The 15,888-nt window shown below is 41.3% G+C and carries 12 protein-coding genes and 1 tRNA gene; 8 read left to right on the forward strand and 5 right to left on the reverse strand.

Features of this window, described 5'->3' with window-relative positions; genetic code table 11:
- From gpJ to PSF09_RS18415, 4 genes are all read left to right on the forward strand, one after another.
- Positions 1-4,192 (forward strand): TipJ family phage tail tip protein (gpJ, locus tag PSF09_RS18400; protein ID WP_272684290.1); only part of this gene is annotated, 4,192 nt, incomplete at its 5' end.
- The gene (locus PSF09_RS18405; protein WP_272684291.1) at positions 4,189-5,277 is read left to right on the forward strand and encodes a hypothetical protein; all 1,089 of its coding nucleotides are present in this window, start codon (positions 4,189-4,191) and stop codon (positions 5,275-5,277) included. The genes gpJ and PSF09_RS18405, both read left to right, overlap by 4 nt.
- A gap of 8 nt (positions 5,278-5,285) precedes the next feature.
- On the forward strand, positions 5,286-5,441 hold the full coding sequence (locus PSF09_RS18410) for a hypothetical protein (protein WP_180312615.1): 156 nt from the start codon (positions 5,286-5,288) through the stop codon (positions 5,439-5,441).
- Between the two features lie 63 nt (positions 5,442-5,504).
- Complete coding sequence (locus tag PSF09_RS18415) at positions 5,505-6,971, forward strand: phage tail fiber protein (protein ID WP_257468746.1); 1,467 nt, start codon at positions 5,505-5,507, stop codon at positions 6,969-6,971.
- Between the two features lie 122 nt (positions 6,972-7,093).
- On the opposite strand, the gene PSF09_RS18420 is transcribed toward PSF09_RS18415, so the two are convergent.
- The 3 genes from PSF09_RS18420 to PSF09_RS18430 form a co-directional block, all read right to left on the reverse strand.
- Positions 7,094-7,170 (reverse strand) — tRNA-Pro (locus PSF09_RS18420).
- Positions 7,171-7,243: 73 nt separating this feature from the next.
- Positions 7,244-8,959 carry an LPS biosynthesis-modulating metalloenzyme YejM gene (gene yejM, locus PSF09_RS18425; RefSeq protein WP_210840134.1) on the reverse strand — a complete coding sequence of 572 codons (1,716 nt, stop codon included), beginning with the start codon at positions 8,957-8,959 and terminating at the stop codon, positions 7,244-7,246.
- Between the two features lie 21 nt (positions 8,960-8,980).
- Positions 8,981-9,208, reverse strand: coding sequence for a YejL family protein (locus PSF09_RS18430; RefSeq protein ID WP_004911940.1), 228 nt, complete (start codon positions 9,206-9,208; stop codon positions 8,981-8,983).
- 242 nt (positions 9,209-9,450) lie between these two features.
- Between PSF09_RS18430 and yejK the strand changes: the two genes are divergently transcribed.
- Entirely contained in the window at positions 9,451-10,452 is a 1,002-nt protein-coding gene (yejK, locus tag PSF09_RS18435; protein WP_004911936.1) for a nucleoid-associated protein YejK, read from the forward strand.
- 96 nt (positions 10,453-10,548) lie between these two features.
- Here the strand turns inward: yejK and rplY are convergent, their stop codons facing one another.
- Both rplY and PSF09_RS18445 read right to left on the reverse strand, forming a co-directional pair.
- Positions 10,549-10,830 carry a 50S ribosomal protein L25 gene (gene rplY / locus PSF09_RS18440; RefSeq protein ID WP_004260060.1) on the reverse strand — a complete coding sequence of 94 codons (282 nt, stop codon included), beginning with the start codon at positions 10,828-10,830 and terminating at the stop codon, positions 10,549-10,551.
- Positions 10,831-10,996: 166 nt separating this feature from the next.
- Positions 10,997-12,754, reverse strand: a complete 1,758-nt coding sequence (locus tag PSF09_RS18445; RefSeq protein WP_272684292.1) for a DEAD/DEAH box helicase — start codon at positions 12,752-12,754, stop codon at positions 10,997-10,999.
- Between the two features lie 223 nt (positions 12,755-12,977).
- Between PSF09_RS18445 and rsuA the strand changes: the two genes are divergently transcribed.
- The 3 genes from rsuA to PSF09_RS18460 all read left to right on the forward strand — a co-directional run bounded on the left by rsuA (position 12,978) and on the right by PSF09_RS18460 (position 15,844).
- Entirely contained in the window at positions 12,978-13,700 is a 723-nt protein-coding gene (gene rsuA, locus PSF09_RS18450; protein WP_210840136.1) for a 16S rRNA pseudouridine(516) synthase RsuA, read from the forward strand.
- Positions 13,701-13,703: 3 nt separating this feature from the next.
- Entirely contained in the window at positions 13,704-14,888 is a 1,185-nt protein-coding gene (locus PSF09_RS18455; protein ID WP_109911581.1) for a Bcr/CflA family multidrug efflux MFS transporter, read from the forward strand.
- A gap of 614 nt (positions 14,889-15,502) precedes the next feature.
- Complete coding sequence (locus PSF09_RS18460; RefSeq protein ID WP_004260080.1) at positions 15,503-15,844, forward strand: hypothetical protein; 342 nt, start codon at positions 15,503-15,505, stop codon at positions 15,842-15,844.
- Positions 15,845-15,888: the final 44 nt, after the last annotated feature.

A 15,888-nucleotide genomic window follows, 5' to 3' on the forward strand; every position in this document is an offset into this window, starting at 1 on the left:
AGTTGGCGATTTAAAGGGGGTTTATCTTAATAATACTCCCGTTATTGACTCCTCTGGTAACAGCAATGTAAACGGTATGACCGCTCAGTGGGTGTCAGGAACTTTAGAGCAACCAGCACTGGAGGGGTTTTCATCGTCATCAAGTGAAACGCCTGTCAGCATTGAAATCAAAAAAAGCACACCTGTAACTCGCACAATAACCTCACGAAATATTGACCGCTTACGGTTAACGTTTGGTACCCAAGCATTGGTTGAAGTGAAGGATAATGGGGATCGTGTTGGCACATCGGTTGAGTTACAAATTCAGGTGCAGCGTAACGGAGCGTGGGTAACTGAAAAAAATATCACTATCCGTGGTAAAAGGAGTAATTCCCCATACCTAATGGCAGTGATTATCGATAAGTTACCACCACCACCTTTTAGCATTCGCATGGTTCGCCTAACGCCAGATAGCAATAGCGATAAATTACAAAATAATACTATTTGGTCAAGTTACACCGAAATCACCGATATTAATCAAACCTATCCGGGATCAGCAGTCGCGGGTCTAACGTTTGAAAGTGAACAGTTTGGCAATCAATATCCTACACGTAACTATTTAGTTCGGGGGCTGATTGTTCAAGTGCCGAACAATTATAATCCTGAAACTCGCGTATACAGTGGCATTTGGGATGGAACGTTTAAGCCTGCGTATACCAATAATCCTGCGTGGGTATTGTATAGCTTATTAACAACGAAGCGATTTGGGCTAGGTAAAAGACTGAAAATAGCTGAGGTTGATAAGTTTGCGCTTTACGTTATTGGTCAATATTGTGATCAACTGGTGCCTGATGGCTTCGGCAATAAAGAGCCTCGAGTCACCTGCAATGCTTATATTACTGATATTCGCAAAGCTTATGATTACTTTAGTGATCTGTGCTCAATAATGCGCATCATGCCTGTGTGGAACGGGCTACAAATGACATTTGTTCAAGATCGTCCTAGTGATGTTGTTTGGCCTTACACAAATGCAAACGTGGTTAATGGTCGTTTCCATTACAGTTTTAGCCCATTAAAGGCTCGTCATACCGTTATTGAAGTACGCTTTATTGATCCGCAAAACGGCTGGAAAACCAGTGTTGAGCAAGTCTCTGATGATGCGTTGGTTGCTCAGTTTGGCCTTAACGTGCTTCGAGTTGATGCATTTGGCTGCACAAGCCGTGGACAAGCTCGGCGTTATGGTTTGTGGATATTATTGACGGAAAAATTAGAGACCCAAACTGTTGAGTTTGAAGTGGGCGCGGAAGGGCTACGGCATACTCCTGGTGACATTATCGAAATTATGGATAACGACTGGGTGGGTGGCGAGGACCCTATTGGCGGTAGGCTCATTGCCATCGATGCCACTCAAAAGATTTTAACGCTTGATAGAGAAGTCACAAAACCTAAATCTGGTACCGCTTTTATTTCATTAATGAATGCCACTGGCCGTTATGAGCGCGTTAAAGTGACAGGGTACTTAGGCAACCATCGAATTAAAGTTGAATCGGTACCAAAAGGTGTCGCCACAAAATCGGTATGGGGTATTAGCCAGCCCGATTTGGCTCGTCGTTTATTTAGGGCGATTACGATTTCTGATAAGGGTGATGGCACCTACGGTGTTATTGCAGTTCAGCATGTTCCCGAAAAAGAGGCTATGGTTGATCAGGGCGTAAAATTTGAGCCATTGCCTGATACACCGCTGGGCGGTTACATCCCTCCGGTTGAAAACCTTTCCGTAGAGATCAGCGCTGATAGTGATAACTGGCAAGTGGAAGCCAACTGGACAACTGCAACGGCGCTTCGTGGTGTTGATTTTATTCTCAAATTAACCCAAGCAGGGCGTATTGTTGGTACCGCTAAAACCCAAGAAAACCGTTATCGTATTGGTAATTTACCGCAAGGTAATTACCTACTCTCTGTCGCACCGCAAAATAAAGATGGGCAAAAGGGCGAACAAGCCTCGGTCTCATTTGATATTAATCCACCGCCACCGCCGTCTTATATCGATGTTGAGCCGGGCTTTTTCAGTTTAGGGATTATCCCTCATGTGGGTGGGCAAAATGCCCTACGCCTGCAGTATGAATTCTGGTTTTCTGAAAAGCAGATCGCCAATATCAATGAAGTTGAGCTATTAGCTGAATATCTTGGCAACGGCACGATGTGGGTTATCCAAGGAAGAAAGCTTAAAGCTGGCCAGACATATTATGTTTATGTCAGAACCGTGAACCCTGTAGGCAAATCGCAGTTTGTTGAAGCCAACGGCCAGCCAGAGGATCGGGCTGATGAAATATTGGAGGTTATCGGTGATAAGTTTCTCAGCACTGAAGCTGGACAGCAAATGCAGGAGCAAATCGACTTCAACAAGGACAATCTCACTGATTTAAAAATTGATAGTGACGATTTTAGGCAGAAGGTTATCAGTATTGATCGCGAATTAGAGGCGGTGAATGAAGCGGTCATGGAAGTTGTTCACTTTTCCACTGAAAATTACTATGAGCTCAAGGAAGAATCCGCTAAAGGTAAGGCGTCAATTAAGCAGTTACAACAAGTTCAAGCTGATTTTACGGCCTCTCAAGCAAAATACCAGCAAGAAGTTGCGGCTCAATTTGAGCATACGGCTGCTGATGTTTTGAATGTTCAAAATGCGCTAGCAAAATCAAATGAAGCTTTTGCCGAGGATATTAGGCAAGTTCGTGCTGATTTAGGTGAGACCAACGATGAAGTCGGTACTATTAAAGGACGAGTGACCACGGTTGAAACTGCAACAGTCGACTTAAAGCAAGCACAAGCGAAGCAAGAACAATCTGTTGCCGCTGAATTTGGTGAAATGAGAGGGTATCTAACGCACCTAGGGCAAGTTACAACGGATGATAACAAAGCCTTAGTGGAGGCCATAGGGCAGACTCAAGCACAGTTTCTTTCGCTGCATAATGAAAGCCTAGTCTCGCGTTCCCGTATTATCCGTACTGAGATAGCCTTAGCCACTGAAACAGAAGCGCGAGCGGAAGATAAAGTACAAATTGATGCACGTTTCAATGACGCAGAAGGCGCGATTACCACGATTAAGGAGGTTCAGGCTCAACAGGGTGAAGCGATTGCAAAGTCTGAAGAACAACTACGCGCTGAAATTAACCTCGGCGATGAGGCGCTACAAGGTCAGTTAACCGAGCAAGGCCGTGAGCTATCTGAAATTAGCAGCGTTGTAACTGAGCACAAGAGTGCAATTGCTGATTTAGATAAAACTGTCACACAGGTTAAGCAAACTCAGCAGAGCCAATACAACGAAACCAAAGCGAGCATCAATGAGTTATCAGAAACGACGACAAGCCTTGATGAAGCGATGACAACGGAGAAAGCGTTAACAGAATCCCGTTTCGAAGAAACCGAAGCCTCAATTTCGAGCTTGCAGCAAACGGTAGCCAATATTGAAGGGGCGACCGTTGAGGCAGTTGGTCAATTGCAAGTTCAGCATGATATTCAAGGCATAGAAGTGTTGAGTGTGAAAGCTTCTATTCGACGTGTGGAAACTGTTGTTGCAACTGAAACCCATGCCTTGGCGCAAAAAGTGGAACAACTTGATGCTCAATATGGCGATATGAATTCAAGTATCAACTCATTACAGAAGGTTGTCGCTGATAACCAGAAGTCACAAGCGGAAGTTAACGAACTCATTAAATCAGAAATAGGTGATAACAAGGCGGCAATTGAGAAACGAGCTGAAACATCAGTTGATCACAACGGTAATGCCTCTTCGATTTTTGGCATTAAAAACGCCGTGATGGTAAATGGGCAATACTATGAAGCCCAAATGATGATGAGTGCTATTGTCAAAAATGGAAAGGTGACCACGCAAATTGGTTTCAGTGCGGACACCTTCGGTATTTTCAATCCATCCAGCGGCAAGTTAGATCCGGCATTTGTCGTCGTTAACGGGCAAGTGGTTATTAGCGAAGCACTGATTAACAAAGCGATGATTGGCAGTATTGTTGTTCAAACGGATATGCGCTCACCTAACTATGTGCCGGGCAAATCTGGAATGCGTATTGATATGCAAAACAGTGTGTTTGAGACAAACAGTAATGAGGGGGATTACTCCGTTATTCGAAACAGTAAAGGCGACTACTTTAAGTATAAAAACACCTACATTATTGAATTGGGGTGGTTCTTATGATTGATAGTTTGTATGGCTTGAAAATTCGGAATTTAGACGGCAGTGAGTTTGTGTTTAATGAGCACACTGCCCCAGCGACAAACCTTTGGACTCGTTATGTCAAAAGAAGCGATGGACTATCTCCAGATGGTGGTTGGCTAACATACAAATGGAATTGTCCCAATGAAATTCCAGAAGGGTATGGGTTCCAAGTGGTTTCTTTGAGTGCAGCAGAGGTGACGTTTACGCAAAGTGGCGATAGGCGCTATGTATCAGGCACAAAGGATAAAATTGCGTATAGCTCAAATGGTAGAAAAGTCACAGTGATGGGAATGATGGATTATGACTTAAATTATGTGAAAATTATTGCATTTCCAACTATTGAATCCCAAAAGGTTACTCGTGGTTTTGGGTTAAAAGTGATGGGGAGCTCTATCTTTCTGGAAAATACACCACCTCTTGGTTATGCCTACGCGACTCACAAAGCAAAGGTCTATATTACAGAGGGATTTAACATCGGAGAGACCTTCCCAGGCTTAACGATTGAGAATGCGGTATTTTTCTTTTATACCGATGATAATAAGTCCTTTATTCGCTTAGAGCCTTCGAACGTCCAAAGCTGGGAGACGTTAAAATGGTGGCGTTATGTTAGTCGAAATCGAAACAGCACCAATATTACCGCCTATTCACCCGCGTGGTATTGGGTTGTTGCTTTTACGAATGTGCAGCCCGCCCAACTGGATACACCCGGCTTTGGCTTAAAAATCCGCAACCTAGAAGGGAAAGTCACATTTAATTCTCAAATGGGCGTAATGACACGGCCTATTACCGTTCCCGGCAATCAAATACCGCTAGGCTCGGGTATTAACGTTGATCCCATTCGTCGGCCCATGTACACACCGACAAAAGTCGGGGAGATATTCAGCAGTGATGGTGGTTTAGGCTGGTGGCGAGACTTAAATATCGGTAATTTAGGAGAGTCTCAAATCAGTTTATTTCAAACCAGTACCTCTCAACAGCGTGGTTATCACGGCAATCAAACGATAGCCCGAACCGCAACACCGGCTATTTTTCTAGACGCTGCAGATTATTTTCCTTTTCCATAGGTAACCATATGAAAAAAATTAAATATGCGATATTCGCAGGGATCGTCGTGCTTATTGCTGCGTGCAAATCCCCCGTAATAGTGACTCATGAAGTGTGTGAGGGGCTATTTGTGGTCACGCAATCTGACACAAATGAATTCAAGCAACACCACTGTATGAAATAAGCAAATGAACACCTACAGGCCGCTTAATTGCGGTTTTTTTGTATCTAAATTTCGGAGAATAATATGTACAGCACAGGCACAGTTACCACAACAGCAAACAGCACTAAATTAGTCGGTATCGGCACTAAATGGCTCAATAACATTAATCGTGTTTCAGCAGAGCAAGCAATTCAAATTCAAATTGGTACCACGGTTCACAATAACAGTATTCAGTCGATTCAATCAGATACTGAACTCACATTAAATTTCCCATTACCAACTGCAGCAACAGGGGCGAAGTACGTCATTCTCACGACGATGGTTCATTCTGTTTCCGATGCCATGAATAAGATTGTGTCCATGAATGGGGCGAACGTGCAGTTCAGCGACATATTAACGCGCTGGATGACAGAGCAGGGCATTATCACTGTGACATTGCCAGACCAAACGACTCAACAGCTACGCACTACAAAAGAAATGGATAATCAGCTAGATGGGAAGTTTGATAAGAATGGTGGGGATATTAAAGGGAATGTTACTGCTGAAGGTGATGTTGCTTCCAAAATGGGGACGTACTTAGTTAAGCTTGAGACCCGTGGAAATAAAACCTCAATAGTATCATCAAAGGACTATGAGAGGTTTAATATTCACACTCTTCAAGAAAAAAGTGGCACATTAATGCATGTTGGTGATGGTGGTTGGATGCGTGAAGTTGGCGTATCACTAGGAACCTATCAAAAGCTATCAGATTACAGGGTGAATTCAATTGGCTATGCATATGGTAGCGTATCTGCAGACTCATTTGATGGCACAAACCACTTGTTGCTGAATTTATTTGGCTATACTAATAACAATTATGGTGCGCAACTTGCAGTTACACTGGCGGGTAAATTGGGATTGCGTACGATATCTAATAATGTAGTTAACCCTTGGACGACAATTTACAGCACACTGAACACAACTAAAGACTCGAACGGTAACTTAAAAGCCGCATCTCCAATTGTTAAACTCTTTGCTGATAACATTGAGTTAAACGAAGAATCTGAAGGCGTTGAAATGGAGCACCTTGGTATTGGCCATTACCTCATTAAAGGCGTTGTGGGCTTTAATGCAGATGGTGCATGGGGTATCAATAACGGCTTTGTCATTCCTCAAGACCATAACGGTAAAAACATGGTTCTCATTGATTATGAGGTGAGACCCGACGGCGATATTGAAATCTTTGTTTTCCACCAACAAAACGCGGACATGCCAGAACGTTTCCAGAATAAGCGCATTAAGCACTTTGATGAAGAAGGCGTACCTGTTTACTTCAAAAACTACGAACCTTGTGACGTACCTGAATCGCGCTGGATAGACATGCGTGTCGAAATGCCACCTAACTCCCTCTGCAATCAAAAGCAAGTTGAAGCTGAGAGACTCGCTAAGCTAGAAGCAGAGCGATTAGCGCAAGAAGAAGCTAAACGTATTGCTGAAGAAGCGGAAAGGGCAGAGCAGGAAGCTGCTGAACGTAAACAATATGGCCTTGATGATAATAGTGCATTGCTGTAATCGGGGATAAAAGCCTGTTTAATCATGACGGGGTTTTACACCAGAGTTACACCAGTTTTACACCAAGCAAAATTAAAGTACAAAAAAACCAACCGTAATAGGTTGGTTTTTTTAGGGAATTTTGGTCGGCATGATAGGATTTGAACCTACGACCCCCGACACCCCATGACGGTGCGCTACCAAGCTGCGCTACATGCCGAACTTTGATTAATACTACTCAATTTGCTTTTAAAAGCAATAGACTGACGACACGACTGGTTGATATTTAAGCATTAATTTTCATTAAAACGTTTTAGCTCAGTAAAGATCTTCAACAACTCAGCTAAATCAGGCTTTTCATTTCGTTCTATAGCACCTTGTTTATCATAGATATTAAACTGACCATTTTGATCCATGTAGAGAGTGGCATTATCAGTGGTAATAACAACATCGTCGTTATCACCGGTGATCACCCATGGGTAAGTACGCTTAACACTAAATAAATCTTCACCTTGGCTGTAATCATCGGGTGGATTACTGACATGTAATAAACGCTGCATCAATGTTGTCATGACATCTTGATGGCTTGTTAGCTTATCTATTTGCTGCGCTGGTGTGTTTGGCCAATAAATGAATAGTGGCACTTGCATATTATTACGATTGAAGTGTTTGCCATCTAACCACTCGTTTTCTGCTTTTCCTTGGTTATTGTAATTTGCGGTTACAATAACAATGGTGTTTTGCAAGCGATTATCACGCTGTAATACAGCCATTACGCGATTGATTTGTTCATTGGTTTTCGCACTTCCAGGCGTTCCTTTAATATTGAGGAAAGAGAACCAAGGCGAGCCATTTTTAAGGTTATCTAGCCAATTATTCCATTGTGTGACCGTTAAATTATCGTTATCTGCTGTTTTGGCAGGTAATGAGTAATCCGCTAAAATAGCTTGCCTAAATAATGGAGAATTAAAGCCATCTGTTGAGAACAAACCAAACTGATACCCTTGATGTTGTAAGGCTTCGATTAGCGCTGATGGATGGCGACCATTGAGAATATTATCGAAATAAGTTGATGAAATACCATAGAATAAGCCAAATAGCGCGGTATCATTACGTAGGCCAGCAGTGTAGTGATTCGTAAACTGTGTACTGATTTCTTTAAATTCGTTTAACGCACCCATAGAATCTTGTTGAGATTTATCTCCAAGATCATCAATGACCAACAATAATAAGTTGTAATCGGCGCCTTGGTCATAATAACTTAAAGGTTTCAATGGGTAGTTTAATTTAAGTGCTGTCGGGCTACCTTGCTGGAATACACGGTTTTGATGTTCGGTTAAGTCTAACAGACCATACCTATCAAGGAGCTTCCGGGCTGTCATGGGTTGTGACAATGGATAATTGTAGCGTTGCATGGTGATAGGGCGATAAAAATTAGCATCGGCCCATGCATACATCAGGTGTGACATAATAAAGGTCACAATAAAAATACCCGCAAGCGGTTTTCCAAATGTTTGGCGGTTTAAACTACGTAGTTTTTGCCAACTCCAAGTCGCAAATAACATTTCAACAAGAAAGATAATCGGAATGCTGATAAACATCAGTTGCCATTCACGAGCCATCTCGCCCTTAGTTGGGTTGATGACCAAGTCCCAAACTTGCGGTGTTAAATGCAAACCAAATTGGCTAAAAACACGGATATCAAAAATTAATAGCGTTGTACCAGCCGTTGCGAGGGCAACACAAAGTACCCTTAGAAGCCGCTGAGACATAACAATAAAGGTCAGTGGAAAAACAATTAGTAAGTAAGTAGCAAAAACCACAAAACTAAAGTGACCAATCCAACTGACGAAAGCATAAATTCGGCCAGTTAGGGTATCTGGCCAATCAAAAATAAACAGATAGCTACTACTTAACACGAGGCTAAGCAGTATATTGAATAGTGCAAACCAGTGCCCCCAACCAATCATGTTAGAGACTTTGTCACGGTAGCGCAGGTGGGTGACCATACTGTTTATTTCATTAATCAATTAGTGTGATTGATCTTCTTTAACAGAAGAAAGTAATGCATTTGCGAATGATTCTGCAATCATTTTACGTTGCGCAGGCGCAACCGACGTGTTCAGCAGATTCGTTACCATATTACCTAACACCATGAGGGAAAGGTCAACAGGGGTGTGGTTTTTTTCTAACACGCTCACGAGGTCAGAAAGTAAACCTTCAACTTTTTCATCACTATAGCGAGATGATTGTGGCATAAATTGAGACATCCTAAATTAATGAAAGCTACATATCATAGCGTATCACAGCTGGTTTTTCTTCTTTCTTCGCAACAAATTTTTGTTTAAGTGATAATAATGCTAATTCAGATTCGTAAAGTGCGTATTAGTTCAGCGTAATTAGGCTGAAAATAGAACAAATGATGGTTTCTGTTGCAGAGGAATAATATCAATGTTTGAATACGCGCAACATTATTTTCGCTATAACGAAGGAGCCAACAATGAGTCTGGAAATTAACCAGATAGCTTTACACCAGTTAATTAAAAGAGATGAGCAAACGCTAGAGGTGATGTTGCGGGATTCTTTATTGACAGCAGATGGTGTCGTACAAGACATGATGGCCGAATTACATCGCGTCTATAGTGCAAAAAGTAAAGCTTTTGGTGAATTTAACGAAGAAAGTGAACTTGCTGACGCGTTAAAGTTATTGCGTAAAGGCGAGGAGGAGTTTTTAGGGTTCAGCCGTGCGATGACCGTTCGCTTGAAAGATGAATTAGCCAAATATCCTTTTGCTGAAGGGGGCGTGGTTCTTTTTTGTCAATACCGTTACCTCGCGGTCGAATATTTATTAATTGCGGTGCTCAATAGTTGTGACAGCATGTTTGTCACGGAATCATTGGATTTAGGCACCACACATTATTTAGACATCCCTCATGCAGATATTGTTGCTCGTATTGATTTAACCGAATGGGAGACCAATCCGGAATCAAAACGCTATTTAACTTTCTTAAAAGGCAGAGTAGGCCGAAAAGTGTCTGATTTCTTTATGGACTTTTTGGCTGCATCAGAGGGATTAAACGCAAAAGTTCAGAATAAAGGCTTGGTACAGGCACTCGACGATTTTTGTGATAATGCACAAATGGACAAAAATACGCGTCAAGCTTATCGCCAGCAAGTGCATAGTTATTGTACAGAACAATTACAATCTGGAGAGGAAATTGAGCTACAGGCGCTGGCAAAAGAGTTGCCAATGGTTGAAGAACAAAGCTTTGACGATTTCGCTCGCCAAAATGATTATCAACTTGAAGAAAGTTTCCCAGCCGATAGAGGAACGTTGAAGCAATTAACGAAGTTCTCTGGAAGTGGCGGAGGGATCACGATTAGCTTTGATGCGATGCTTATGGGAGAGCGTATCTTTTGGGACCCTGTAACTGATACGTTGACCATTCGCGGTACACCACCTAATTTGCGTGACCAATTACAACGCCGGGGTGCTAAATAGGCCGTGATGTTGAATAGATAGAAATAAATAACGCCGCAATTGCGGCGTTATTTACTCGGCGTCCCGAAAATTCTAAAGCTCGGCTGTGGGCTTTAATTAAGCGCGCAGGAAGTCAATGTGCGTCACTTTTGGCTTAAATGGGTGACGTTGAACAGCCTGAACTTTTACTTTTGTTTCTTTACCATCGATAACCAGATTCAGAACTTCGTAAAATTCTGCTTTGCTTTCTTGGTTGATGATTTCATCGTGGTTAAGAGTTACAGAGATAGCTTCTTGGTTGCCACCGTAAACGATAGCTGGAAGCTGGTTATCTCTGCGCAGGCGGCGGCTCGCACCCTTACCCTGCTCTTTACGTTCAATTGCATTGATAGTTAACATTACTATTTCTCTATAAAAAGAAAATATAAATTCCTGCTACAGGCGACCCAGCAGCAGGTTCGAGATTTGGCCAATGGATACTTCATTCAGTGAATAAGATATCGGAAGGCGGGCGGCATTTTAACGAAAAATCCGTCATCCGGCAATCATTATGATCGTTTTCACTTTATGATAGGGAATCTGCAACGCGAAAACGCCCTTGATAATCGAAGATTTTCTCTCTAATTTCCCAAAAACGCTCTTTTTTGCGTGCAACTATAAATTGGGGATAACGTAATAATGATTGCTGCAATAATATATCATTTGCATTATTCCATTTAAATGGAACACCAGGAGCACGCTGATGCTCTCGTAAAAAACGATATTCGAATACGCGTTTTTGTGCGGGCGTTGCTAGGCGAAAACGTTCTGCAACGCGAGTTCCGTCTTCATCAAAATAATTTATTTTAATCCATTCACCTTTGGTATCACTCCCAGTAATGAATTGCATGCCACCGCAACGAATGATTAATGCATCTTTAAGTTTTAATGCGGCTTTTAGCATATCGTCAGGGTCAGTAAGCACCTCTAGGCATTTTTGGCAGCGACGAGCAGCAATATCATTTTCTGCACCACAATGTGGACATTGCTTGAAGCGAAAACGAAATTCACATTGTTTTTTCTGCTTATTTTCATCTTCTTCCCAGCCTTGGCAGCGCCGGCCGTAATGTTCAATAATTTGCCCATCAGAGGTACATTTGCCCCAAAAAATATTCGCAAATTGGCACAATGGACAGAAAACTTGCACGGGAACACTGGTTGAATTGGGTCTACTAGAACCCACTTCAGGCCGAAACAAATCGTGTGGGTTTCCTGCATAATCTAAGATTAAGCAGCGGGTTTTTCCTTCAGAGAGGCGTAATCCTCTGCCAACAATTTGTTGGTATAAGCTCACTGACTCTGTTGGTCGTAAAATTGCAATCACATCAACATGAGGTGCATCAAACCCAGTTGTTAATACTGAAACGTTAACTAGATAATGTAATTCTTTGTTTTTAAATTGTTTAATTATTGCTTGCCTATCAGCAGCAGGGGTTTCAGCTGTCACTAGTGCCGCACTGTTTTGGGGTAAATAGCCCAAAATTTCTTTTGCATGCTCGACCGTTGCCGCAAAAATCATACAGCCTTGTAATGGTGCTGCATATTCAATAACTTGCTCAATAATTTTAGGTGTAATGCGTTGTTGCTTTTTTAATGACAAATTAAGTTCTTGTTCATTAAAAATACCTGATGATGTCAGTGAAACTTGGCTAAAATCATATTGAAGGACAGGCATGTCTAAGCGTTCAGGTGGTACTAAGAATTTATTTTTAATCATATAGTGTAGAGGTAGTTCATAAATACACTCATGGAAAAAACAGTTTTCATCGCCACGTACCATACCATGGTAATGGTATTGGTAAATCCAACCACTGTTGAGACGGTAGGGCGTGGCGGTTAACCCTAAAATACGTAATGAAGGGTTATTGGCCTGTAAAGCTTGGATGATTTGTTGATATTGGCTTTTATCATTCAGGCTTATGCGATGGCACTCATCAATAATTACTAGCGAAAAATGTGCGTCAAACTCCTTAAGATTACGAGCAACAGATTGCACACTGCCGAAAACGACTTTGCTTTGAGATTCTTTGCGATTTAGGCCTGCGGCAAATATATCGGCTTGTAGGCCATATGCGAGGTACTTAGCATGATTCTGCTCAACTAATTCTTTTACATGCGCTAATACCAGAACTCGCCCACGAGCAAGCCGTGCCAATTCAGCGATCACTAAGCTTTTTCCTGCGCCAGTTGGTAGGACAATTACGGCAGGGTGAGTCTGCTTACGGAAATAATCGACCGTCGCATCGACAGCTTCTTGTTGGTATGGGCGTAAAACAAAAGGCATATTATTCAGCATTATGTAATTAAATCAGGTGAATGACGTTAAATTTAATTTAAAACGATGACTCTGTCTAAAGATGTGAGTTGTTTCGGTGAAACTATCACTTCACAGGGGTTATTGTTATAATGAATTATGTGATAGCAATCACAACAACCTTTCACTCTATATTCTGACAGCTGAGCGTTATTGTACGCTTCACTGGCATTCCATCAAGTTAAGAGAATCTATGCGACTGGATAAATTTTTGTCCCAGCAATTAGGGATAAGCCGAAGTTTGGTAGCGCGAGAACTGCGCGCAGGGCTTGTAACGGTTGATGAGGAAATCGTTAAATCAGGGGCTTTTCAAGTTACGATTGACCATGAAGTCGCTTATGATGGCAATGTCCTCGTGCAAGTTACTGGGCCACGTTATTTTATGTTACATAAACCACAAGGTTATATTTGCTCAACAGATGACCCAACACATCCAACAATTCTTTTTTTTATTGATGAGCCTCTTGCACAAAAACTGCATTCAGCAGGGCGTTTAGATATCGATACAACCGGCCTTGTATTATTGACGGACGATGGTCAATGGTCACATCGCATTACTTCACCCAAGCATCATTGTGAAAAAACGTACCGAGTTCAATTGAGTGATGATATTGCTCAAGATGTTGCTGAGCAGTTTGCTCAGGGCGTTATGCTCAATGGGGAAAAACATCCAACTAAACCAGCGAAACTGGAAATTATTAGCCCTAGAGATGTCAGGCTGACGATTAGCGAAGGGCGTTATCATCAAGTAAAACGTATGTTTGCAGCGGTAGGAAACCACGTTTGTGGGTTACACCGTGAACGTGTTGGGGAAATTTGGCTCGATGATGCTCTTGAGCCAGGAGAGTACCGCCCACTGACGGAAGAAGAGATCAACAGCATTAATGTACCACGTAAAAAAACAGCAGGAGTTTAAAGAGTGCAACAGCAGCGTTCATCCTATTTGGGGCTGATATTAATTCTAGGTTTATTATCGATGCTAATGCCATTGGCTATCGACATGTACCTACCAAGCTTTCCGACGATGATGCATTATTTTAATGTAGATGAAGGGCGCATTCAAATGACGCTCAATAGCTACATTTTTGGTTTTGCTATAGGACAATTATTTTATGGCCCGATGGCAGATAGCATTGGGCGTAAACCTGTTATTTTGGGTGGGGTCGTCGTTTTTGCCATCGCTTCAGCGGCTTGTGCCATCACTGAATCGATTGATTCATTGATTTGGTTACGTTTTTTACATGGTTTTGCCGCCGCAGCTGCAAGTGTTGTGATTAACGCACTTATGCGAGATATGTTTACTCGTGATGAATTCTCAAGAAGTATGTCTTTTGTTGTATTAGTGATGACGGTGGCACCGTTATTAGCCCCTATTTTAGGGGGAGAGCTAATGCGTTGGTTTTCATGGCATGCCATTTTCTGGAGTATCGCCATTGCAGCGGTTGTTGCCGTTATTTTAGTGAGCTGTTTTGTGCGGGAAACATTGCCCGTTGCTAAAAGGCAAAAGTTTCATATTGGTACAACATTAAGGCAATTTGCGACTTTATTTAGAGCAAGACAGGTTCTGTTCTACATATTAGCGAGTTCATTCTCTTTTGCAGGGATGTTTTCGTTCTTAAATGCAGGCGCTTTTGTCTATATCGATTTAAACGGGGTGTCTCCACAGAATTTTGGCTACTATTTTGGTATCAACATTATCTTCCTGTTTATTATGACAACAATAAATAGCCGCTATGTAAGGCATTTTGGCGCAGAAAAAATGCTTTACTTTGGCATCATTATCCAATTTGTGATGGGCGTGTGGTTGCTTGTTACAACGGCATTTGCATTAGATTTTTGGACATTGGTTATCGGTGTTGCAATCTATGTTAGTGGCATAGCGATGATTACTTCTAATGCAATGGCAGTGATCTTGGATAATTATCCACATATTGCAGGAACCGTCTCTTCATTGGCAGGAACAATAAGGTTTTCAATTGGCGCACTCGTTGGGACTTTATTATCACTCATACCCGCTCAGAGCGCATGGCCAATGGTCGGTTCTATGGTTGCTTGTGTAGCATTATCAATGTTATTTGTTTTATTAGCGAAAAAAGCAAAGTAAGCCATATGTTTTCATGTTTCATGGATGAAACTGAGAACACACAATTCTCCTTTCTTTAAATAGAATTTTTTCTAGTTACTTCTCCATATCATTCATTTTATCTATTAGAGATAAAGGAATATTGCTCGATAAAAGCGAGTAGTAATGCAGGGGTATTAAAATTTTTAATGAAAAATGATCTAAATCAATTATCATTCGAGCTAAATTTGTTAAATTTATGTTTTATGAATTAATGCTTATTGCAACATTATTCATTAATAAAAATTTGGTTTAACTTCAAAAATAAACTATTTTTTACTATTTTCATTTCATAAATGTAAAAAAAAGTTAAGTATTTTTAGCTAAATGTTGATCTTAAAGATCAAAATTAGTTTAATTTTTAATATATTTGCTATTAAAATGATTGTGCAATGATTTGTGTCACAAAAATTTAACGACATTTTGTTTTTTTAATGTTATATTTAAAGTTCGATATTTAACATTAATGTTACTTTTGGGATAACTAAAAGTTCGGTTTGAACGATGAATGATTAGCTTAAGCCCGTGTTAGGTTGAGTAAGAATGCAAGTATTAATACTTGGCAAAACACTAAAATGTTTCAATAGGATATCTTTGTGGAAAAATTAGGTCTTTCGGTGGTGCACAGGCTACCGCAAAGCTACCGCTGGTTATCAGGCAAAATAGGTACGGATGTTGAAGTCGTGCCTATGAATGATGCCGATAGCGATAAGCTTGTGGGGCTGAAGCTACTTAGCCATGACTGTGCAACAGATTGTATTGCAATGCAGCAATTGTCCGAATCATTGTCAGACATGCAGATCGCTAACGCAATCTTAGAGTGGCAAAAAGAAATTTGCCTATTCATTCATGCTAATGATGAGTTAGCTGCTATGTGTCGTTTAAAAGCCTCTGGCGTCGCGATTGCAGAACTGTCTTCTGGTTTTTATAGTGCTTAGTTTTGAGTATATTTGTTTAGCTACATTGGCTTGATGATTCATTA

The organism is Providencia sp. PROV141 (assembly GCF_028481645.1).
Classification (GTDB): Bacteria; Pseudomonadota; Gammaproteobacteria; order Enterobacterales; family Enterobacteriaceae; genus Providencia; species Providencia rettgeri.

Excerpts from the sequence above, each read along its gene's own strand:
- PSF09_RS18405 (WP_272684291.1), top strand. The coding sequence starts at position 4,189 with ATGATTGATAGTTTGTATGGCTTGAAAATTCGGAATTTAGACGGCAGT.
- PSF09_RS18410 (WP_180312615.1), top strand. The coding sequence starts at position 5,286 with ATGAAAAAAATTAAATATGCGATATTCGCAGGGATCGTCGTGCTTATT.
- PSF09_RS18415 (WP_257468746.1), top strand. The coding sequence starts at position 5,505 with ATGTACAGCACAGGCACAGTTACCACAACAGCAAACAGCACTAAATTA.
- yejM (WP_210840134.1), bottom strand. The coding sequence starts at position 8,959 with ATGGTCACCCACCTGCGCTACCGTGACAAAGTCTCTAACATGATTGGT.
- PSF09_RS18430 (WP_004911940.1), bottom strand. The coding sequence starts at position 9,208 with ATGCCACAATCATCTCGCTATAGTGATGAAAAAGTTGAAGGTTTACTT.
- yejK (WP_004911936.1), top strand. The coding sequence starts at position 9,451 with ATGAGTCTGGAAATTAACCAGATAGCTTTACACCAGTTAATTAAAAGA.
- rplY (WP_004260060.1), bottom strand. The coding sequence starts at position 10,830 with ATGTTAACTATCAATGCAATTGAACGTAAAGAGCAGGGTAAGGGTGCG.
- PSF09_RS18445 (WP_272684292.1), bottom strand. The coding sequence starts at position 12,754 with ATGCCTTTTGTTTTACGCCCATACCAACAAGAAGCTGTCGATGCGACG.
- rsuA (WP_210840136.1), top strand. The coding sequence starts at position 12,978 with ATGCGACTGGATAAATTTTTGTCCCAGCAATTAGGGATAAGCCGAAGT.